The sequence below is a fragment of the Dactylosporangium maewongense genome (genome assembly GCF_039531485.1).
GTDB lineage: Bacteria > Actinomycetota > Actinomycetes > Mycobacteriales > Micromonosporaceae > Dactylosporangium > Dactylosporangium maewongense.
This window is the reverse complement of record NZ_BAAAQD010000001.1, coordinates 1,329,573-1,350,579: the sequence shown is the minus strand read 5'-3', so window position 1 is coordinate 1,350,579 and position 21,007 is coordinate 1,329,573. Positions and strand designations below refer to the sequence as shown.

19 protein-coding genes are annotated in these 21,007 nt (G+C 73.3%); 10 read left to right on the top strand and 9 right to left on the bottom strand.

Going from position 1 to position 21,007, the window contains the following annotated elements:
* The first annotated feature begins 101 nt into the window (after positions 1–101).
* Entirely contained in the window at positions 102–1,553 is a 1,452-nt protein-coding gene (locus ABD332_RS06065; protein ID WP_344500349.1) for an alpha-amylase, read from the top strand.
* 10 nt (positions 1,554–1,563) lie between these two features.
* Here the strand turns inward: ABD332_RS06065 and ABD332_RS06060 are convergent, their stop codons facing one another.
* The 3 genes from ABD332_RS06060 to ABD332_RS06050 form a co-directional block, all read right to left on the bottom strand.
* A complete protein-coding gene (locus ABD332_RS06060) occupies positions 1,564–2,037 on the bottom strand; it encodes a hypothetical protein (protein ID WP_344500347.1) in 474 nt (157 codons plus the stop codon).
* A 126-nt stretch (positions 2,038–2,163) separates the two neighbouring features.
* Positions 2,164–2,895: a hypothetical protein gene (locus ABD332_RS06055; protein ID WP_344500345.1), complete on the bottom strand. Its 732-nt coding sequence runs from the start codon at positions 2,893–2,895 to the stop codon at positions 2,164–2,166.
* 148 nt (positions 2,896–3,043) lie between these two features.
* Positions 3,044–4,006 (bottom strand): hypothetical protein, encoded by a 963-nt coding sequence (locus ABD332_RS06050; RefSeq protein ID WP_344500343.1) that lies wholly within the window; start codon positions 4,004–4,006, stop codon positions 3,044–3,046.
* Between the two features lie 146 nt (positions 4,007–4,152).
* On the opposite strand from ABD332_RS06050, the gene ABD332_RS06045 reads away from it, so the two are divergent.
* Both ABD332_RS06045 and ABD332_RS06040 read left to right on the top strand, forming a co-directional pair.
* On the top strand, positions 4,153–4,680 hold the full coding sequence (locus ABD332_RS06045; protein WP_344500341.1) for a SigE family RNA polymerase sigma factor: 528 nt from the start codon (positions 4,153–4,155) through the stop codon (positions 4,678–4,680).
* Entirely contained in the window at positions 4,664–5,911 is a 1,248-nt protein-coding gene (locus ABD332_RS06040; protein ID WP_344500339.1) for a WD40/YVTN/BNR-like repeat-containing protein, read from the top strand. Before ABD332_RS06045 ends, ABD332_RS06040 begins: the two co-directional genes overlap by 17 nt.
* Before the next feature lie 67 nt (positions 5,912–5,978).
* On the opposite strand, the gene ABD332_RS06035 is transcribed toward ABD332_RS06040, so the two are convergent.
* Positions 5,979–8,933: a fibronectin type III domain-containing protein gene (locus tag ABD332_RS06035; RefSeq protein WP_344500337.1), complete on the bottom strand. Its 2,955-nt coding sequence runs from the start codon at positions 8,931–8,933 to the stop codon at positions 5,979–5,981.
* A 172-nt stretch (positions 8,934–9,105) separates the two neighbouring features.
* Here ABD332_RS06035 and ABD332_RS06030 point away from each other — a divergent pair, with 172 nt between their 5' ends.
* The 4 genes from ABD332_RS06030 (at position 9,106) to ABD332_RS06015 (ending at position 14,722) form a co-directional block, all read left to right on the top strand.
* The gene (locus ABD332_RS06030; protein ID WP_344500335.1) at positions 9,106–10,437 is read left to right on the top strand and encodes a sensor histidine kinase; all 1,332 of its coding nucleotides are present in this window, start codon (positions 9,106–9,108) and stop codon (positions 10,435–10,437) included.
* Positions 10,434–11,072 carry a response regulator gene (locus ABD332_RS06025; protein ID WP_344500333.1) on the top strand — a complete coding sequence of 213 codons (639 nt, stop codon included), beginning with the start codon at positions 10,434–10,436 and terminating at the stop codon, positions 11,070–11,072. Before ABD332_RS06030 ends, ABD332_RS06025 begins: the two co-directional genes overlap by 4 nt.
* Positions 11,073–11,197: 125 nt before the next feature.
* Positions 11,198–11,632, top strand: coding sequence for a DUF6326 family protein (locus tag ABD332_RS06020; RefSeq protein WP_344500331.1), 435 nt, complete (start codon positions 11,198–11,200; stop codon positions 11,630–11,632).
* A gap of 36 nt (positions 11,633–11,668) precedes the next feature.
* Positions 11,669–14,722 carry a hypothetical protein gene (locus ABD332_RS06015; protein WP_344500328.1) on the top strand — a complete coding sequence of 1,018 codons (3,054 nt, stop codon included), beginning with the start codon at positions 11,669–11,671 and terminating at the stop codon, positions 14,720–14,722.
* Between the two features lie 73 nt (positions 14,723–14,795).
* On the opposite strand, the gene ABD332_RS06010 is transcribed toward ABD332_RS06015, so the two are convergent.
* Both ABD332_RS06010 and ABD332_RS06005 read right to left on the bottom strand, forming a co-directional pair.
* Positions 14,796–15,152 carry a DUF1214 domain-containing protein gene (locus tag ABD332_RS06010; RefSeq protein ID WP_344500326.1) on the bottom strand — a complete coding sequence of 119 codons (357 nt, stop codon included), beginning with the start codon at positions 15,150–15,152 and terminating at the stop codon, positions 14,796–14,798.
* Positions 15,041–15,286, bottom strand: coding sequence for a DUF1254 domain-containing protein (locus ABD332_RS06005; protein ID WP_344500324.1), 246 nt, complete (start codon positions 15,284–15,286; stop codon positions 15,041–15,043). The genes ABD332_RS06010 and ABD332_RS06005 overlap by 112 nt, the downstream gene beginning before the upstream one ends.
* On the opposite strand from ABD332_RS06005, the gene ABD332_RS06000 reads away from it, so the two are divergent.
* Entirely contained in the window at positions 15,171–16,304 is a 1,134-nt protein-coding gene (locus ABD332_RS06000) for an oxygenase MpaB family protein (protein WP_344500322.1), read from the top strand. The two genes, ABD332_RS06005 and ABD332_RS06000, sit on opposite strands and share 116 nt — an antisense overlap.
* A 39-nt stretch (positions 16,305–16,343) precedes the next feature.
* On the opposite strand, the gene ABD332_RS05995 is transcribed toward ABD332_RS06000, so the two are convergent.
* Positions 16,344–16,472, bottom strand: a complete 129-nt coding sequence (locus ABD332_RS05995) for a hypothetical protein (RefSeq protein ID WP_344500320.1) — start codon at positions 16,470–16,472, stop codon at positions 16,344–16,346.
* 108 nt (positions 16,473–16,580) lie between these two features.
* Here ABD332_RS05995 and ABD332_RS05990 point away from each other — a divergent pair, with 108 nt between their 5' ends.
* Positions 16,581–17,030, top strand: coding sequence for a DUF4440 domain-containing protein (locus ABD332_RS05990; protein WP_344500318.1), 450 nt, complete (start codon positions 16,581–16,583; stop codon positions 17,028–17,030).
* Positions 17,031–17,284: 254 nt separating this feature from the next.
* Here ABD332_RS05990 and gad read toward each other — a convergent pair whose 3' ends face one another.
* On the bottom strand, positions 17,285–18,685 hold the full coding sequence (gene gad, locus ABD332_RS05985; protein ID WP_344500316.1) for a glutamate decarboxylase: 1,401 nt from the start codon (positions 18,683–18,685) through the stop codon (positions 17,285–17,287).
* Positions 18,686–18,846: 161 nt separating this feature from the next.
* Here gad and ABD332_RS05980 point away from each other — a divergent pair, with 161 nt between their 5' ends.
* Positions 18,847–20,037: a cytochrome P450 gene (locus ABD332_RS05980; protein ID WP_344500314.1), complete on the top strand. Its 1,191-nt coding sequence runs from the start codon at positions 18,847–18,849 to the stop codon at positions 20,035–20,037.
* A 12-nt stretch (positions 20,038–20,049) separates the two neighbouring features.
* Here the strand turns inward: ABD332_RS05980 and ABD332_RS05975 are convergent, their stop codons facing one another.
* Positions 20,050–20,988, bottom strand: a complete 939-nt coding sequence (locus tag ABD332_RS05975; protein WP_344500312.1) for a hypothetical protein — start codon at positions 20,986–20,988, stop codon at positions 20,050–20,052.
* Positions 20,989–21,007 lie beyond the last annotated feature (19 nt).

Sequence of the window (21,007 nt, the reverse complement as noted above, 5' to 3'; positions counted from 1 at the left end):
TCGCCTATGACCTCGCCGGTACACCGGCCGCGTCGAGGTTGCCGGTAGCAGGCACGGTCATCGATACTTGGGTTTCCGCCGCCTTGTCATTGGAGCACCCCATGCCGAGCTGCCGGCCCCTGGCTGCCGTCCTGTCCGCCGTCGTGCTCGCGACGCTGACCACCACCGTGGCGACCGTCGCGACACCGTCCCAGGCCGCCACCGCCGGGCCGAAGACCGTCATCGCCAACCTGTTCGAGTGGAACTGGACCTCGGTCGCGTCCGAGTGCTCCGCGTTCCTCGGGCCGCGCGGCTACGGCTACGTCCAGGTCTCCCCGCCGCAGGAGCACGTGCGGGGGCAGGAGTGGTGGGTCGCGTACCAGCCGGTCAGCTACCGCATCGAGTCGCGCAAGGGCACCCGGGCGCAGTTCCAGTCGATGGTCAGCGCCTGCCACGCGGCCGGCGTCAAGGTCATCGTCGACGCGGTCGTGAACCACATGGCCAACACCGACAAGAGCGGCCCGGGCTGGGGCGGATCCGCCTGGACGCACTACGACTACCCCGGCACGTACCAGACCCAGGACTTCCATCACTGCGGGCGCAACGGCAACGACGACATCGTCAACTACAACGACCGCTACGAGGTGCAGAACTGCGAGCTGGCGAACCTGGCCGACCTCGACACCGGCGCCACCTATGTGCGTGACCGGCTCGCCGGCTACCTCAACGACCTGCTGTCGCTGGGCGTCGACGGCTTCCGGATGGACGCCAGCAAGCACATGCCCGCCGCCGACATCGCCGCGCTGAAGGCCAGGCTGTCCCGGTCCGTGTACATGGTGCAGGAGGTCATCTACGGCGCGGGCGAGCCGATCACCCCGCAGGAGTACACCGGCAACGGCGACGTGCACGAGTTCCGGTACGGCAAGGACCTCGCCCGCGTGTTCCGCAACGAGCGGCTCGCGTACCTGTCCAACTTCGGCGAAGGCTGGGGGTACATCCCGAGCAACGTCGCCAACGTGTTCGTCGACAACCACGACACCCAGCGCGACGTCCCCGGCACCCTGACCTACCGCGACAACGGCATCTACGCCCTGGCCAACGCGTTCATGCTGGCGTGGCCGTACGGCTCCCCCACGGTGATGTCCAGCTACGAGTTCACCGACCGCAACCAGGGCCCGCCGTCGGACGCGTCCGGGCGCACCAACAACAGCACCTGCTTCACCGGCGGCTGGCGATGCGAGCACCGCTGGCAGGCCATCGCCAACATGGTCGCGTTCCGCAACGCCGTCACCGGCACCGGCGTCGTCAACTGGTACGACAACGGCTTCCAGCACATCGCGTTCGGCCGTGGCAGCGCCGGCTACATCACCATCAACGACGAGGACTTCGCGGTCACCGGCCGCTCGTACCGCACGAACATGCCCGCCGGCCGCTACTGCGACGTCATCCACGGCGAGAAGAGCGGCACCACCTGCACCGGCCCGGTCATCACCGTCGACGCGACCGGCTGGTTCCGCACGGACGTCGCCGCCCACGACGCCGTCGCCATCCACACCGGCGCCCGCATCTCCTGAAGGAGCTGCCTCAGTCCGACTCGCCCCGCCATACCTCGGCGAACCGGACACCCTGCTCCGAGTCCAACGCCTCGACCAGCTGCCGCGCGCAGAACATGGGTCCGTTCGGCACCTGGAGAATCCGGAATGCGACGGTGTCCGCAATCTCGGCGCCCTTGAACGCATGTCGTTCCACGTACATGACGTTTCCCCCGGAAAAGCGAACGATGTGGGAGCGTGCCTCGTCCAGCACGTCCCTCACCTGCGGCACGAACATCCAGAACTCTCCGTCATCGCAGGTCAGCTCGACGAACTGCCCGTCTGCGCCAACCACCGGCTCGACCTGACGCTTGAGCTCGGGAGTCATGGCGAGCGCCAGCGACCCCAGCCAGAGCAGTCCGGTCGGCTGCAGCCGACCGCCCCGCTCGGTGACGTCGATCAGCCGGACCCGGATTCGAGCAGGACCCGGCGGTGGCGGAGCAGTACGGCGCCGACTTCCGCTCACTGTTCACCTCGTGGGCCCATGTCGCGTCCGCGCAGGTCATCACCGAAGCGAGGCAGGTTCTGGGCTTCTAAGAGGTCCGCCGGAATTCCTGGAAGCCGGTAAACCGGATGCCCGCCCGCCGTTGACCTAGAGGTCGGCCGAGATTCGATCCATGACGTTGCCGGCGAGCGCGTCTATCTGGAAGGCCGTAACCGGCTTCTCAAAATCGCGAATACCGTCGCGAAGCAGGATGCCCATTGCCTGGGCCTCCTCCAGCGAAAGCGACGGCGTAAGCCATCGCACCCATTCGACAAGTTGGCGGATGTCGTACGTGAACAGACCGCGGTCGACGGCAGCGCGCCGAGCGACGCATGCGATGGCCCGAGACAGGCGCTGAAGCGGCCGGTCGTACTCGGCCAACCAGAACTCCAGCTCCGAACCCGCGTCGTCACCGTCGGACAAGCGCACCGACCCGATCCCGGCGGCGGCGCCGGAGGTCCCGACTCGCGGCGACGCATCGATTGCCAGGTGGACGCGCGAAGCCGCCCCGGGATCGTCCACGAACACGCACACCCGGTGGCGGCCGGGGCCGCCGATCCGCCGGGAGTAGAACACGGTCTTGTCCGTGTCGAACACGTGCACGAACGTTGTGGGAAACTCCAGAACAGCGTCCACCACGAGCGTGCCAGCCTTGATGCCGACCTGACTCCAGAAAGCAACACGGACCGGTGCTATCTGTGCGCGGACTCTGAGCAGGATCTGCGTCGACGACGCAACCGCGGCGGCACCGCTTTCCAGCTTCAGCGTCTCAGGCTCGGGGTGCACTCCGATCATCAGTTCCGGATGGCTCAGGTACGCCTCGATCGCACCGTCCAACATGCTATGACCCTATGTCCTGGATGTGCCAAGGCTCGTCCTTGATGATGCCGTAAGCCACCGTCGCGGTGGGGGATCCACAGATGCGGGTCCCCCGCCGCCGTTGTGGTGTCTCAGACCTCCACCCGTCCCGAGGTGGGACGACGGCCGGTCACAGCCAGTGGATGTCCCAGTCGGGCGATTCGCCCATGGGTTCACCCCGGATCGGCACCGGTGTGTGGCTGCCGTCGCGAGCGAGTCGCTGCCACTGGCCGGAGGTAGTGCGGATGATGAAGTCCTTGCCGTCCGGGGACAGGGCGGCCGCGTACACGAAGATCTGCGACGCGGGCATGACCTGCTCGAGTGAGACCACGGCCTGCGTCTTCAGGTCGAAGGTCGCGATGGCCAGCACGCCGAACGGCTGGGTCTTGTCGGCGTCCTGCTCGTCGGAGCTCGCAACACAGAAGAACCGGATGTCGTCGATCGCCTGCTTACAGAAGTACCGGAACCGCGGGCCGCTGACCTCGCGCAGATCCGCGGCCGTGACCCGCAGACCGCTGAGTTGCACGGTCCCGGTGCCGGACCGGCCGGTCATCGTGAGCTTGGCCGGGTGGATCGCGGCGACCGGCTCCTCCTGCCGCAGCGTCTGTGCCGCGGCGGGGTCGAGGGTGAACCACGGATTGGTGTCGGTGACCTTCGAGTCCGGGTCGCGCGTGGTCTCGATGCGGAACCGGCCCTCGCGGAACGTGGCGTGGTCGAAGCAGAGCCCGGCGGGCTGCGGGTGCTCCTTCTCCAGCGCGAACGTCTGACCGGTCCAGCGGTACACCTGCAGCTTGCAGCGCCGCAGCCCGACGGCGGTGGTCCCTCCGGGCGCGACGGTGAGGCGGCCGGGGTGCTCGCCGCCGGACACTGCTGCCTGGTGCAGCACGCGACCGTTGGACGGGTCGAAGACGCCGACCGTGCCATCGAGCTCGTCGTACCAGGTGATTCCCGACGGCAGGCGGGACGGTCCGGCGGCCTGAGACGGTGATGTCGATGGGCGGCCCTCGGGCGACGGTTCGGTGTCGCAGCCGGCGGTGAACAACGTTATGGCGACCAGGACCGCGGTCCCGGAGGTGAAGCGGTTCGGAAACATGCCAGGCACAGTGGCACGGCACGTCAAGGCCAGGACGCGCGGTGATGAGCGGGCGCATCGGACCGGCGCTCGTGTGCGCCGAATTCCCTGTCGGCCGGTAAACCGGATGCCCGCCCGCCGTTGACCTAACTGGTAGGGAGGTGTCCATGCCGAGAGAACCTGTGCCGCCGCCAGAGTTCGACGACTATTTCGCCGCGCGCCGTGACGCCGTGCGCCGCACCGCGTTCCTGCTGTGCGGCGACTGGCACTGGGCCGACGATCTGACCCAGGCCGCGTTCATGCGCCTGGCGGTGAGCTGGGGCCGTGTCCAGGACCACGGTGCCCTGGACGCGTTCGTCCGCACGTGCCTGGTGCGGGCGTACCTGTCCGAGACCCGCCGCGCCTGGCGGCGCCGCGAGCTGACGCACGCCGAGGTCCCCGACCAGCCGGCCGGACCCGACGACGCCGAGCGGTCCGCGGCGCGGGCGGCGTTCACGGCCGCGCTGGGGCAGCTGCCACCGCGGCAGCGGGCGGTGCTGGTGTGCCGCTACTACCAGGACCTGTCGGTGGCCGCGACGGCCGAGGCGCTGCGGTGCTCCGAGGGGACCGTGAAGAGCCACGCGGCGCGGGCGCTCGCCCGGCTCAAGGAGCTCCTCGGCGACGACGAAGGGGTGCGCCATGACATCTCTGCGTGAACGCTTCGACGACGCGGCCACCACGGCACCGCCGAGCCGGCTGTCGAGCCGGGCGGTGTACGCCGCCGCGTGGCGGCGCCGACGCGCCCGGCAGCGGTGGGCGGCCGCGGCCGCCGGCGGTCTCACCGCGCTCGTCGTGGCGGTGGTGGTGGCCGTGGCCGGCAGCGGGGCGCCGCAGTCCGGCCCGGCCAGCACGGAAAGTCCACGGCCGTCGGCGCCCGGCACCACGGCCGTCCCCGCAGTGGGGATTCAAGGGCCGGTGGCGGGCGAGGGCAAGCACCTGTACGTGCAGTGGGCGCCGTTCCAGTGCGAGAACATGTCGAAGTACGGCTGCCCTGGCCGGCTGCTCGGCTCCGACGACAACGGCGCCACCTGGACGGAGCGGTACAGCGGCATCGTCGACGACATCTCCGCACCCGCGCCCGGCGTGGTCCTGGCCCACTTCGACGGCGAGTCCGTCGACGTCAAGCACGTCAGCACCGACGGGGGGCGGACGTGGAAGCTGGTGCGGCCGGTGGACGGCACGGTGGGCACGGTGCCGGCCGGCGGCTGGGCGACCTGCACGGACGAGCGCAGGGAGCAGGATTACACCGGCCCGTACCGGTGCGGCCTGCGGGGCGTCGACCCGCGGACCGGCGAGGCCCGGACGCTGGCGAACCAGCCCGACATGCGGCCGGACACGGTGCTGTCCACGCCAGTCGGCGCCGGGCTGTGGGTCGGCGGGACGGCCCCGGACGGCCGTCTCGGCCTCGCGGTCAGCCACGACGGCGGCCAGACCTGGCGCACGCACGTGTTCGCCGAGTCCGACCCGGCCGACCCGGGCATCGTCTCGGTCGCGACCGTCGACGGCACCAGCGCCTACGCCGTCGTCACGACCGGCCAGCCGCGCCGGGTGCTGATGTACCGCACCACCGACGGCGGCCAGACCTGGACGACCGCCGATCCGGAGCACACGGTGCCGTACAAGGACCACGGTCAGGACACGTACCTCGCCGCCGACGGCACCCACGTGATCCGCACGGTGCACGACAAGCTCGCCGAGTGGTACGCCGGCAAGGGCGGCACATACCGGGCGCCCGCGCCGGTGACCGGCCTCGCCGACCACGACGGGTTCTGGCCGGTCCTGACCACGGCACCCGGCCGTTACGTGACCAACGACCTGATGGCGCTGTACACGTCGCCGGACGGGCTGCACTGGACCCGGCTGCCGGTGGCGGTGCCGCCCGGCTGAGGCCCCCGCTCCCGACCCCGCCCGGCCGGGCCCTGTGGTCCGGCCGGGTTCACGCGCGCGGGCGGATTCACGCGCGCGGGCGGCCGATGGCCGTCAGCGTGGCGCCGGTCAGGACCGAGGCGACGCCGAGCAGCAGCATCCAGGTCAGGGCGAGGCCGGTCACCGGCAGGCCGGCACCCGCCGCCTGGACCGTCACCGTGAACGCCAGCGTGTGTGTCACGCCCGACCGGTCCACGCCCAGCGCCACCACCGTGTGCTCGCCGGCCGCCAGGCTCGCCGGCACCGTCACCGGCTGGCGCACGTCGCCTTGCGCGTCGGCCACCGCGGTGGCCAGCAGCGCCGGCGCCGAATAGATCGCGATGGTGACCGTCGAGTGGGGGGCGAAGCCGTGACCGACGACGGTGACCTCCTGGCCCGGGGTGGCGGTGTGGATGTCGCCCTGGTCGGTGGTGAGGGTCGCGTCGGGGGCCGGGGTGCTGGCCGGCACGGGTGGCGACGTCGCGGTCGCCGCGTTGGTGACCGCCGGCGCCGAGTCGCGGCCGAAGGTGCCCTCCGCGACGATCTTCACGGTGTACGAGGTGCCCGCGACCGCGCCCAGCACACAACTGGTGTCGGTGGCCTCGGCGTGGCACGTGGCGGGTCCCGGGTCCGCGGTCAGCAGGTAGCCGCCGATGCCTGAGCCTGCCGCGGGCGGGGTCCACTGCACGGTGATCGAGGCGGCGCCGCCGGTCGCGGTCGCCGTCGGGGCGTCCGGTGCGGCGCTCGGCGTCGCGGTGACCGGCTGGCTCGGGTCCGAGTCCACGGCTCCCGACGCGTACACCTTGATCGTGTAGGCGGTGGCGTTGGTCAGGCCGTGGATGACGCAGGTGAGGGCCGGGGTGGTGGCCTGGCAGTCCGACGCCGGGGTGCTGGAGCCGGCCGGATACGCGGCCGCGTGGTAGGTGTCCGCGGTCGCGGGCAGGCCGGCGGTCCACGTGACGGTGACCTGCCCGTCGCCCGCTTCCGCGCTCGTGATGGTGGGGATGCCCGGCGCGGCGACCACGGTGAACGGGGCCGACCCGTCGGACGGGCTGCCGGTGCCGGCGGCGTTCACCGCGGTCACCCGGGCCCGGTAGCCGGCGCCGGCGTCGAGGCCGCCGACGTCGCACGGGCTCGCGGTGGGGCCGGCGCAGTCGCCGCTGGTGACGGCGGTGTACGCGCCGCCGCCCTTGGAGAGCTCGACGGTGAAGCGCGCCGCGGGGGTTGCGCTGCTGGTCGGGTAGGTCCACGCGACGCGCAGCCTGCGGTCGCCGGCGACGGTCAGCACCGGCGTGCCGGGCGCCAGCGGGCCGGCAACGGCGGTGACCTCGGCCGACGGGACGGACTGGTTGCCTTCCATGGCCGACGCCACGGCGGAGATCTTGAACCGGTACGCCTGGCCGGGGGTCAGCCCGGTGACGGTGCACGGGCTGCTCACCGGCGTTCCGGCACACGTGCCCGAGCCGGCCGCGGTGTACGGGCCGCCGCTGGACACGTACACCTTGAACCCGGTGACGCTGCCGGACGGGCCGGTCCAGGCCACGGTGACGGTGCCCGACCCGGTGACCGTGACAGCGCCCGGCGTCGGCGCCGACGGTGCGGCCACGGCGGTGACGGCGGTCGACGGGTCCGACGCGGGCCCGCTGCCGGCGGCGTTGACCGCCACGATCTTGAACTGGTAGCTGCCGCCGCCGGTGAGGCCGGTGACGGTGCAGCCGCTGGTGACGGTGCCGGCCGCGCAGGTGCCGGCGGTGGCCGCGGTGTACGTGCCGCCGCCGAGCGACACCAGCACCTGGAAGTTGGTCGTGGGCCCACTCGCGGTGGCCGGGTCGGTCCAGGTGACGGTGAGGGTGCCGTCGCCGGTCACGGAGGCCGCGGCGCCGGTCGGGGCGGCCGGCGGGCCGATGGCGGTGATGCTGACCGGGCTCGACGGCGAACCTTCGGCGCCGCTCAGCACGCTGGCGACGGTGAAGTAGTAGACCGTGCCCGGGGTGAGGCCGCCGACCGTGCAGGCCGTGCCGGTGACGCCGGAGCAGCTGCCGGAGGTCACGGCGGCGTACGACCCGCCGCTGGTGAGGCTCTGGTAGACGACGTAGGAGTCGGCGCCACCGCTGGGCGCGTCCCAGTCGAGCGCGACGTCGCCGGTGCCAGCGGCGACCTCGGCGGTCACGTTGTCGGGCTCGGGCGGGCCGAGGGTGGTGAAGGAGATCGAGCCCGCACCGTAGTTGTCGTCGCTGGCGAACGTGGACGGCGAGTCCTCCCGGGCGGGGTCGACGTAGCTGCTCCCGCCGCCGCCCGGGCCGCCCTCGGCCGACGGGTTGGCGGTGGCGCCGCCTCCCCCGCCGCCGTAGTAGCCGCCGCCACCGCCGCTGCCGCTCTTCGAGCCGCTCGGGCCGCCGTTGCCGCCGTAGCCGAGGGTGCCCGCGCCACCCGGGGACGCGGCGCCGAATGCCGCGCCGCCCGCGCCGCCGGCGCTCTGGGTGCCGCCACCGCCCGGGGACGCGAAGCCGCTGCCCGCCGTGTTCGACGGGAAGGCCGGCGACGGGGGCTTGCCGCCACCGCCGCCGGGATAGACCGTCCCGCCGCCGCCACCGCCGGCGATCACGGTGCGGTCGCTCAACCCGCAGGAGTCCGTGGCGGCGCAGGTACCTTGGCGGATGTCGGAGGCGTCGCCGCCGGCGCCGCCGCCCGGCGCGGACAGGCCGCCACCGTTCCAGCCCGCGGTGCCGCCGACCATGACCTGGATCTTGTTGCCCAGCCCGGCGGGCGTCGTGATGACGGCGGTGACGGTGCCGCCGCCACCGCCCACACCGCCGCCGCCCTGGGAGCCCTTCACCACGACCTGCAGCTTCGTGGTGCCGGCGGGAATGGTGTACGTCTGGACCGAGCCGGTGTAGGTGAACGTCGTGGTGGCGGCGTAGGCCGGCGTCGCCGAGACGGCAACGAGACCGCCCGTTCCGAGCGCGGCAGCCAGGACCGCCGCAGCCTGTCGGACGAACTTCATGCACCACTCCAGACACCTAAGGTAATCGCACAGTAACGCTACGCATCCACGCGGGAGGCCCTTCGGCACAATCCGGGCGTCATCACGACGGGGTCGAACGGCGAGCAGGGCGGGCGTCGACGCCCCGGACCGCCTGGCGCGACGGCACCGGCACGGCTGGCACGATGTGCTCGTGACCGGCCGGGAGCTACGGGAAGCGGGGTACCTCCTGCTCGGCGCCGTCTTCGGGGTGTTCTGGGCGGCGCTGGTCGGTTCGCTCTACCTGTCGGGCATCGTCACCCGGTTCGCGCCGGTGACCGTGGTGCTGCTGCTCGCCGCCCACCTGTTGCTGCGGCCGATCGGGCGGTTCGAGCGGCTCCTGGCCCGGGTCCTGCTGGGGCAGGACGTGGCGGCGCCGGCGCCGATCGGGTTCCGGCGCGCGGTGTATCCGCGGCACCCGCGGTGGCGGCGGCTGGCCGACCCGTTGCGGTGGACGGCCTCGGCGGTCCGCGACCCGCACAGCTGGCGGGTGCTGGCATGGACGCTGGTCCGTGCCGTCAGCGGGCCGCTCGGCGCCGCCGTCGTGCTGCTGTACGCCGCCTCGCCGCTGCTCGTGCTCTGGCCGCTGGTCGCGCTGGCCGACCGGATGAGCGACCGGATCGAGGTCGGTGCTGCCGGGACGGCCTGGTCGCTGCTCGGCCCGGTCGCGTTCGTCGCGGCGGTGCCGGTGCTGCGCGGCTCGCTGCGGGCCCTCGCGGGATGGCACCGCCGCCTCGCGGTCTGGGCGCTCGGCCCCGGCCGCAAGGAGGTCGAGGCCGCCGTGCTGGCCCGCGCCGTACGGGCCGAGGAACAGGTACGCATCGACCAGGAGCTGCACGACAGCATCGGCCATCTCCTGTCCATGATCGTGGTGCAGGCCGGGGCGGGCGCCCACGTGTTCGACCGTGACCCCGCCTTCGCCCGGGCCGCGCTCGCCACGATCGAGGAGCGCGGGCGGGCCGCCCTCGGCGAGCTGGACCGCATCATCGCCGGCATCCGCGGGCACGGGCCCGACGCCCTCGCGCCGCTGCCGGGCGCCGGGGACCTCACGGCGCTGCTGGACGGCGCGGCCGGCGCCGGTCTGCGGGTGCGGTCCCGGATCCGGCTCGGTCCGCTGCCGCCGGTCGTCGGCCGCGGCGTGTACCGGGTGCTGCAGGAGGCGCTCACCAACGCCGCCAAGCACGCCCCCGGCGGCGACGTGGACGTCGACCTCGCCGCGGACGAGCGGATCGTGGCCCTGTCGGTCGTCAACCCGCTCCGGGAATCATCGCCGGTCGCCGGCACGGGGCTCGGGCTGGCGTCGATCCGCGACCGGGTCGCGCTGCTCGGCGGGCACGCCACGGCCGGACGCACCACCGAAGGCGGGTTCGCGGTCCGCGCCGTCGTGCCGCTGGGCGCCGCCCTGCCCGACGGGGCCGCCGCCTGCCGCCTGACCGCCGGGTGCGACTGCCTGGGCTGCGCGCTGCACCGTACGGTGTGGCGATGAGGATCGCCATCGTCGACGACGATCCGCTCGTCCGGATCGGGCTGCGGGCCATCCTGGCCTCCGAGCCCGGCTGGGAGGTCGTCGCCGAGGCCGGCGACGGGGACACCGCGGTCGCGATCGCCGCCGCCGATCCCGCGCCCGACCTGATCCTCATGGACGTGCGGATGCCCGGCACGGACGGGATCGAGGCGACCCGCCGCATCACCGCCGGCGGCACGGCGGTGCGGGTGCTGGTGCTGACGACGTTCGAGGTCGACGAGTACGTGTACCGGGCGCTGCGCGCCGGCGCCAGCGGGTTCGTGCTGAAACGGACCCCGCCAGCGCGGCTGATCGAGGCCGCGCGGGTGGTCGGCACCGGCGAGTCGCTGCTGTTCCCCGCCTCGACCCGCGGCATCATCGAGCGCTTCGCCACCCCCTCCGGCGCGGGCCTGCCGGAGCTGTCCGAACGCGAACGGGACGTCCTGCGCCTGCTGGCCCGCGGCCTGTCCAACGCCGAGATCGCCACCGAACTGTTCCTGTCCGTGCAGACCGTCAAGTCGCACGTGGCGACGCTGCTGGCGAAGCTCGGCGTCCGCGACCGCACCCAGGCCGTCGTCGCCGCCTACGAGTCCGGCTTCGTCACCCCCGGGCAGTGAACTGATTCCCTCCAGAGGACCAGCCAGGTTCCCTCCGCGGAGGGTACGACCGCCGAGCCGCCACACATACCGTCAGAACCGCCGCGCACCGGCGCGGCACTGACGCGGAAAGGCGGCCCACCACCGTGACCGGGACGACCCTGCTCCCCGACCAGACGACCCGCCGTGACCGGGCCGTCCTGCTCTCCACCCTCTGGATCTTCGCGGTGCTCAACTACCTGTACTGCGACGTCCTCGGCCACATGGACTCAGCCGTGCTGACCGACCTGCTCGACGGCGAGGTCGACGGCATGCGCATCAGCCCGGGGTTCCTCCTCGGCGCCGGCTTCCTCATGCAGCTGCCGATCTGGATGGTGCTGCTGTCACGGGTGCTGCCGCAACGGGCCGCACGCTGGGCCAACATCGCCGCCGGCGCCGTGATGACCCTCGTCCAGGCGGCCTCCCTCGCCGTCGGCACACCGGCGACGTACTACGTCCTGTACAGCGTCGTGGAGATCGGCTGCACCGCGTTCATCGTCTGGTACGCCTGGACCTGGCGCACGGCGACTCGCACGGCTTGAGCGTGCGGGTTGACCCGGCACGCCATCATGATCGGCGTGACGGGACCGGACCTCTCCCCCGACCGCTACCTGACGCTGTTCGGTGGGCTCGACGCCGGCCTGCCGGCGCTCGCCATCGACCCGCTGCTGGCCGGCGTCGACGACCTCGCCCCGCTGCGGACCCTCGCCGCCGCCCTCGCCGCCTCCGGCCGCCACCGCGACCTGCGCCGCCTGCTGCTCACCGGCACGCTCGTCAACGTCTGGTTCGAGGCGCACGAGGCCCACGACGACGTGGAAGGTTTCCTCGCCGACGTCGACCTCGCCCGCCGGCACGCCGCCGCGGAGACCGACGCCGCCCTCGCCGACGGCGGCCCGGCACCGTCACTCGCCGACGAGGTGTGGCTGGGCCTGGTCGCGGCGAGCGTCCACAGCCGCCGCGACCGCGCCTCCACGGAGGTCGCGGCCCGGCTGCGCGCGGCCGGGATCGGCACCGTCGACCGGCTGGCCCGCCGCGACACACCCAGCTGGGTGGACTACTGGCTCGAGCAGGGGCGTGCCAGCGGCGGGTACTACCGGGTGCAGATCGTCGTGGACATGCTGCCGGCTGTCCCGTCCGGCGACCGCCCGGCCCTGATCGCCGATACCCTCGAGCACACGCTCGCGTTCCGGCCCCCCGTGCCTGACCCCGACCGGCTGTCGGACGACGAGAACCACTGGCGCGGCGCCGCGATCGCCGACCTGGCCCCGCACCTGGATCCGGGCCAGGCCTCGGCCGCGCTGAACGCCCTCGCCACCGTCGAGAACCCCGACTTCTACGAGGCCCTGGCGTGGGCCGCGCTCGTGCCAGTACTACCGCCCGACCGACGCGACGAGGTCATCGCCCGGGCACTGTCGGTGGCCGCCACGATCTTCAGCGCCGGGCACCGCGGCGAGGCTCTCGCGGCCGTCGCCCCGCACCTGGACGCCGCGCAACTGCGGCGGGCCGTCGAGGCGGCCGCCGACTTCGACTGGCTCTACAAGGCCGAGGCGCTGACGCCGCTCGTGCCGCACCTGCCCGCCGAGCATCTCGCCGGGGTGCTCGCGTTCGCCGTCGGCCACCCTTTCGAGACTCCCCGGGCCGCGCTGCTCGCAGCCCTTGCCCCGCGGCTGCCGGACCGGCTGCTGCCGCACGCGTTCGCCGCCGCCAAGGCCATGACGTACCCGGAGCCGCGCGCCAGGGCCCTGACCGCGCTCGTGCCGCACCTGCCGGAAACGGTCCGCGCTGCCGCCGTCCGGCGAGCTTTGGACGCCGCCGCCACCAGCCCGGGGTGGCAGCGCGTCCGCACCCTGACCGGCCTCGCCGCCCACCTGCCGGACCGGCTCACCGACCGGGCCCTCGACATCGCCGCGGCCATCGCCGACGAACAGGAGCGCGCGGCCGCCCTCGCCGGGCTCGCCCCGCACCTGCCGGCGCGGCACGTCGACGCCGCGCTCGCCGCGGCGACCGCGATCCACGACGAGGAGCACCGCGCCTGCGCGCTGGAGGCCCTGGTCGCCCACCTGCCGGCCGATCGGGCCGCCCAGGGCCTCGCCACCGTGCCGACCCTGCACAGCCCGGCGCTGCGCGCCCGGGTCTGGACCGCGCTGGCGCCACGCCTCCCGGCCGGCATGCGCGCGGTGATTCTCCGCCGCGCGGTGGCCGCCGCCACGGCCGTCGGCGACCACGACTGGCGGGCCCGCGCCCTGACCGCACTCGCCCCGACCGCTCTCCGCCGGGCAACCGGCGCCCCAGACCGAGACCCCGGCGCCCGCGGCCAGGAACACGGCGTCCCCGGCCGCGACGACGTGACGGCCGATGGGGTGTTGGACGCCGTGCGCGGCATCGTGTCGGCCTCGGCGCGGGCACAGGCGCTCGTCGGGGTCACGCCGCATCTGCCCCCGGACCGACTCGGCGACGTGCTCGACATCGCCGCGACGATCACCGACCCGCGGGTCCGGGCGGAGGCCCTCGCCGGGCTCGCGCCGCATCTGCCCGCGCAGCAGTGCCGGGACGCCGTCGCCGTGGCGGCCCTCGCCGCGGACCGGGGCGCGCGGGGGCAGGCGTTGGCGGGCCTCACTCCGTATCTGCCCGAAGACGACCGCGCCGCAGCCCTCGACCTCACGCTCGACATCGCCGAGGCCGAACCGAAGCACCGGGCCCGGATTCTCGTCGCCCTCGGGCACGCGACGGCGGCAGGCACGTTGCCGCCGCACGTGGCAGACCGGGCGCTGCGACTCGCCGCCGCGGTCGTCAACCACTACCAACGGGCGAACGCCCTGGCCGCACTCGCGCCGCACGGCCGGGACGCGCAGCCGGGCCCGCCCGCGGCCGCCGCCGGCACCCCCACCGAACAGGCGGACCTGCTCGACCGGGCAGTCGACAGCGCACTACTCATCGACGACGAGCACTCCCGGGCCCGGGAGCTCGGCCGCCTCGCACCGCGCCTGCCCGCGCACCGCCGCGACCATGTGCTGCGGGCGGCGACCGGGATGTCCGGCGCGTACCCGCGGGCTCTCGCCCTGACCTGGCTCGCGCCCCACCTGCCGGCACCCGCCCGCGACGCCTCCGTCGCCGGCGCTCTCGCGGCCGCGGCCGAGGTCGACGACCTCAAACTCCGGGTGAGTGCCCTCAGCCGGCTGCTGCCCGTCCTTCCGGAGCACCAGCGCGTCGAGACCGGCGCCCAGGCCTTGGACGCCGCCGAGGCGATCGCCACCGAACCAGACACCGTCCGCGATCGGGCAGGGCAGCCCGGACAGGCCCGGGCAAACGCCGTCGCCGAGATCGCCCCGCACCTGCCGGCGGCGCTGCTGCCCCGGGCCGCCACCGCGGCGGCCGGCACCGCCGGCGACCCACACAGCGACCACGCCGCGCACACGATGCTGGCGGTCGCCCGCCGGGCCCGCCAGTGTCTCGACGCACAACCCGGTGCCGCGACCGCCCGGACCGCCGTGCTCGTCCTGCGGACCGGCCTCGACGCCCAGGACCGGCGCATCGGCCTCGCCGCCGTCACCGGCCTCGCCGGAGCCATCGAGACGCTCGCCGGGACCAGCCCCGCGGCAGCCGTTCTCGGTACCGCCGCATGGTGGGCCTGACCGCCCAGCGACTCCAGCTGCGGTCGGGCGGAAACCGGCCCGGTCGCCGCCGGGCCGGTGACACCCGGCCGCCTCAGTCGCTCAGGTTGATCGGCGGCGGGTTGTAGGGCGGGTTGTAGGGCGGGTTGTTGTCGGGGTCGGTGTTGTCCTCCGGCCCGTACACCCGCAGCATGATGTTGAACGGGGCGTCGGACACCGGCAGCCAGTTCTCCGCGGGCGCGTTCGCGGACTGGGTGCGTCCGATGTAGACGGTGATCGAGAGCTTGAGGATCTCGGTCGCGCCGGCCTTCGGGCAGACGAGGTAGTTCTGCAGCGTGGTCATCCGCACCGACGTGCGGAACTCCTCCGCCAGGTCGGTCTGGTCGACGCCGGCGGCGGAGTACTTGTCGGCGCGCAGGTTCCAGATCGTGACCGGCAACGGCACCGACACCGACGGGATAGCGAGTAGGTGGCGTCGGTCGACGGGATCGTCAGGATCACCGGGCCGTTGCGCAGGTCCACGAACGCCGACGAGTACAGCGTGTCGTCGTTGATCGCGACCACCGACCGGTACTCCGGGCCCATCCCGTCGGGTCCGACGAGCGTGTTCGCGCCGTGCTTGCTCCACAGGAACGTCTGCTTCCGGCAGCGACGGATCCGTGGCACGCTGACGGCGGAGGTGGGTGCCGTGGTCGCTGACCGGATGCGCTGGCGCAGACGGATCGAGCAACTGGACCCGGCGCGCGACCACGAGGAGATCTACCGGATCTCCGCCGGTCACGAGTTCCCCTGGGACTACACGAGGGCGCTCGAGTTCGCGTTGTTCCGCACGTACTGCGTGCCGTCGATCTCGGCCCTGCTCGACGCGACCGGCGAGTTCCGGGACCGGCCGCAGCGCCGCTACGACGACACGCAGCTGCTCATGGCGGAGCTGGCCGCGCACGGCTACGACTCGCCGCGAGGCAGGGAGGCGCTGCGGGTCATCAACCGCGCCCACGGCCGGTATGCCATCGACAACGACGACATGCGGTATGTGCTGGCCACGTTCGTCTACGACCCGATCGACTGGCTGGACCGCTTCGGCTGGCGGCCGCTCACCGAGCACGAGCGCCTCGCCGCGTTCCACTTCTACCGCCAGGTCGGGCTGCGCATGGCGATCCGCGACATCCCGTCGGACTTCGAGGAGTTCCGGGCGTTCAAGCGCGACTACGAGGCGGCCAACTTCCGCTACAGCGACGCCAACGCCCGGGTCGGGCAGTACACGGTCGGGCTGTTCGCGAGCTGGTTCCCGGCGCCGCTGCGGCCGATGGCCCGCCTGGGGGTCCGCGCGATGCTGGACCCGCCGATGCTCGCCGCGTTCGGCTTCCGCCCCGCCCCACGCTGGCTGACCGCCCTGTCCGGGGCGACGCTGCGGGCCCGGGCGGCGGCGGTGTGGCTGCTCCTGCCGCCCCGACGGGTGTCGAAGCTGGGAACGTCACCCCGCAACCGCACCTACCCGGGCTACCCGACCGGGTACCGCCCGGCCGACCTCGGCGCCCCCGCCCCGCCGGCGTCGCTGGACGAGCGGTGGCTGCGCCGGGACCCGGCACCCGAGCCGCAGTAGCGGCTCGCCGCCGCACTTGCCGTGGCGGCCCGCACCCGTTCAGTCCTCCGGTTCCGGGAACAGCCCGGGGATGACCGCCTCGCGTGAGTAGTCGGCGAGGAAGCCGAAGATCTCGGCGTCAGCACTGGCGCAGCGGACCCTGTCGTTGCGTTGCCGCGCGTCGCGCACATCTCTGGCAGCCCGCGTGCCGTCATCCCGGCTTCGAATGCGGTTGCCGGACGGGCGGAGCGCGGTTACTCTCTACGGCGTACAGAGAAACTGATCCAAGGAGTGACGTTGTCCGACCAGAGCCCGATCACCAGCGCCGCCTACACGCCCGAGGACGAGGACGTCACGCGGCTGCTGGACTGGTTCACCGCCTACGACGCGCTCGCCGAGCGGGGTGACGTCGAGCGCATGGCCGACGTCGCGCTGTTCCCGCTGACGGTGACGACGAACGACTCGGCCGGCGAGTGCGTGACCCAGCAGTGGGACCGCGCCACGTTCATCCAGGCGATGGGCGCCGCCGTCGGCGAGCCGCGGCCGCGGCTGGACAACCACCGCCGGCCCGTGTTCCTCAACGCCGACCTGGCGGTCGTCGTCACCGACAGCACGGTCACCACCGGCGAGCAGGTGCAGCACATGCGATACGTCGACGTGATGGCCAAGACGGGCGGCGAGTGGCGCTTCACCAGCATGATCCAGGCCGGCTGGGGCGACATGCTGCGCGGGGCGTTCAGCGCCTGACCGGCGCGCCGGGGCCCCGGTGCTGGAGTGCTGCCTGGGGCCGCGTCTGGGGACGCAAATTAACCTGCGAGGCGATCTACCCTCTCCGGCGCTACCGGTTCAGGTATTCGACAACACCGATCGACCTTTCGATCTCCTGGTGCTATCCGGCTCCACTGTTTTACCAGCTTCGCCCGGTCGTCTCGCAGGCAAGTCCCATGCTACGCCCGGCCGGTGCCGGCATCGGGTGAGTGAGCGGGTGACTGTAGCGGCCCTCAGTGGTGGAATCCGGTGGCGTCGCCGGCGGTGTGCAGCGGCCCGGGCTGGGCCTCCAGCTCGGGCAGCAGCCGCCGCAGGTCGGCGAGCAGCAGGTCGGCCAGGTCGTGGGTGAAGCCGTTGCGGACCACGACCCGGAGCACGGTGAGATCGGTGCGGTTGGCGGGGAAGGTGTACGCCGGGACCAGCCAGCCGCGTTCGCGCAGCCTCCGGGACACGTCGAACACGTTGAACGCCTCGACGTCGGCGTTGGTGGTGAACGCGAACACCGGCAGCTGGTCACCGCGGGTCAGCAGCCGGAACGGGCCCATGGCGGCGATCTCGCCGGAGAGGTGGAGGGCCACGTCGCGGGACGCCTGCTGGACGGCGCGGAAGCCGGCGCGGCCGAGGCGGAAGAAGGTGTAGTACTGCGCGACGACCTCCGCACCCGGCCGGGAGAAGTTCAGCGCGAAGGTCGGCATGCTGCCGCCGAGGTAGTTGACGTTGAAGATGAGGTCCTCCGGCAGGGCGTCGCGGTCGCGCCACAGGACCCAGCCGACGCCGGGGTACACCAGGCCGTACTTGTGCCCCGAGGTGTTGATGGAGGCGACCCGCCCGAGCCGGAAGTCCCACTCCAGGTCCGGGTCCAGGAAGGGCGCGATCATCGCCCCGGAGGCGCCGTCGACGTGCAGCGGGATGTCCCATCCGGTGCGCCGCTGCAGGGCGTCGAGCGCCGCCGCGATCTCGGCGACCGGCTCGTAGCTGCCGTCGAACGTCGAGCCGAGGACCGCGACCACGCCGATGGTGTTCTCGTCGCAGTGCGCCACCGCCTCCTGCGCGGTCAGGTGCAGCCGGTCGCCCTCCATCGGCACCAGCCGGGGCTCGACCTCCCAGTAGTTGCAGAACTTCTCCCAGCAGACCTGCACGTTGATGCCCATCACGAGGTTGGGCCGCCGGACCTCGCCGGCCGCGCGCCCGGCCGACCAGCGCCGCTTCAGGGCCAGGCCGGCGAGCATGCACGCCTCGCTGGACCCGGTCGTCGAGCAGCCGACCACGCCGGCCGGGTCCGGGGCGTGCCACAGGTCGGCGAGGATGCTGACGCAGCGCCGTTCGAACTCGGCGGTCTGCGGATACTCGTCCTTGTCGATCATGTTCTTGTCGACGCACTCGGTCATGAGGCGGACCGCCTGCGGCTCCATCCAGGTCGTCACGAACGTGGCGAGGTTCAGCCGGGCGTTGCCGTCGAGCATGAGCTCGTCGTGCACGAGCTGCCAGGCGGTGTCGGCGGGCACCGGATCCTCGGCCAGCGCGTCGCGGGGACCGGACACCTGCTCGGCCAGCGCCGGGTTGGCGACCGTCGCGAACGGGTTGCCGTCCGCGACCGGCGGCCGCCGTTGCTGGCCCGCCCTGTGCAGCACCATCGTCCGACCTCCTGCCAGCCTGCGGCACCCGTCCGCTCGGGAAGCCCGCCTACCCGCTGGCGGGGCCGTGACACGGGGCTGACGGGACCGCACGGCACGGTTTGCGGGTCCGTCCGGCGGGTAGCCCGCGACCGGCGTACCCGCGAGGGGAGTGACCGGAGATGACGACCCGCACGCTGCCGGACCTGTTCACCTGGCTGGAGCACGCGCGCCTCGCCGGCGACGTGCACTACGACGAGCGGCAACGCTCCTGGCTGGTGCTCGGGCACCCCGAGGTCACGTCGGTGCTCGGCGACCCGCACCGGTTCTCCTCCGACCTGGGCGACCTGCTGCCCCGCCAGGAGGACCTGGAGCTGTTCCGGCGCGGCAACTTCGTCCAGATGGACCCGCCCCGCCACGACTCGCTGCGGCGGCTGGTGAGCCGGGCGTTCACGCCGCGGGTGGTGGCCGGCCTGGCCCCGCGCATCACCGCGGTCACCGAGGAACTGCTCGACGAGGTCGCCGATGCGCGGCGGTTCGACCTGGTCGACGACCTGGCGTACCCGCTGCCCGTCATCGTCATCGCCGAGCTGCTCGGCATCCCGGCGGAGGACCGGCCGGTGTTCCGGCGGTGGGCCGACGCGCTGTTCGAGCGGCCCGAGATCGGCCCGGACGATCCGCTGACCCGGATGATGGACGACCAGCGGGTCCGCGCGGTCGCACCGGTGCTGCGGGAGATGAACGAGTACCTCCTGCGGCACGTGCGCGCGCGTCGCGCGGCCCCCGGCGACGACCTCACCAGCGGGCTGGTGCACGCGGAGGCCGACGGCGAACAGCTCGACGACGAGGAGATCATCGGGTTCGTCGGGCTGCTGCTGCTCGCCGGGCACATCACGACGACGGCGACGCTGGGCAACACGGTCGCCACCCTCGACCAGCACCCGGACGCGGCGGCGGCGCTGCGGGCCGACCCGGCGCTCCTGCCGGACGCTATCGAGGAGGTGCTGCGCCTGCGCACCCCGTTCCCGCGCCTGGCCCGGCGGGCCAGCACGGACACCGTCGTCGGCGGGGTGACCGTGCCGGAGGGCGACGTCGTCGTCGCCTGGCTGGCCGCCGCCAACCGCGACGCCCGGGTCTTCGCCGACCCGGCGCGCTTCGACATCCGGCGCACCCCGAACCCGCACCTGACCTTCGGGCACGGCATCCACTTCTGCATCGGCGCGCCGCTGGCCCGCCTGGAGGCGCGGATCGCGATGGAGCTGCTGCTGCGGCGGTACCGGACGATCGCCGTCGACACCGAATCGGCGGTGTTCCGCAACCCGTGGGTGATGCTGGCCCCGACGAAGCTGCCGGTGGAGGTCACTCCCGCCTGAGCCCCGGCCCGGTCAGCACCGCCGCACGGATCCCAGCAATGCGTCGATCTCCTGTTCGTAGGCGACGTCCCCGGTCTCGGCCATGGCGTGGACGAACTGCCCGCCGCCGTCCTCGACGAGCGCCTCCCGCAGGTGCCGGGGCGGGGCGCCGTCGTCCTTCGGGAACACGTGGATCCAGTCGGTCGGCAGCCCGAGCAGCCGCCCGCCGGTCCGGGTCACCGCGTCCTGCGGGAAGGCGGTGTGCACGAGCGACGGTGCGCTGCCCCGGTACACGCTGCCCGCCACGTACGGCCCGTCCAGCGGCGTCAGCCGCCGCAGGCGCAGCACCGCGAACGACAGGCCGAACTCCTGGTAGGCGACCCAACCGGCCGGCGCGTCCAGGGCCAGGACCGGCCGGCCGTCCAGCCCGGCCAGCGTCCTCGTGCCGGCCGCCGCGCCGGGCTTACGCCCGCCCGGGGTGACGGTGGACAGGATCCGCGCGGCGAGCCCGGCCAGACCGTCCGGGTCGTCGGCGGCGTTCGGCGACACGAACAGCTGCACCCGCACGATGCTCGCGTCCCCGGCCCGGACGAACGCGTCCGCGATCGGCACGGCCTGACGCGTCGTGTCCAGCGGCTGGTAGCCGTAGGCCACCGCGTCACCCGGGACCGGGATCGGCACGAGCCGCTGACCGGCGGGCAGTGGCCCGGACGCGACCATCGCACCGACGGTCGCCCCGAGATCACCGGCCACCGTCCGGAACAGCTCGGTCGCCAGCAGCACCAGCCGTTCGCCGTCCACGTCGTACACCACCCGGGTCTCGGTCCGCGCTGACGCCGCCACCCCCATCAGCGACTGCGGCCGCGCCTCGACCCGGGCCCCGTCCGGCGGCGCGATTCCCAGCCGCCCGTCCAGCAGCGACAACTCCGGTCCCGCCGCGAAGCCTGCGCCGACCCGCCCGAGTGCACCCACGGGTACCGAACCTAGTACC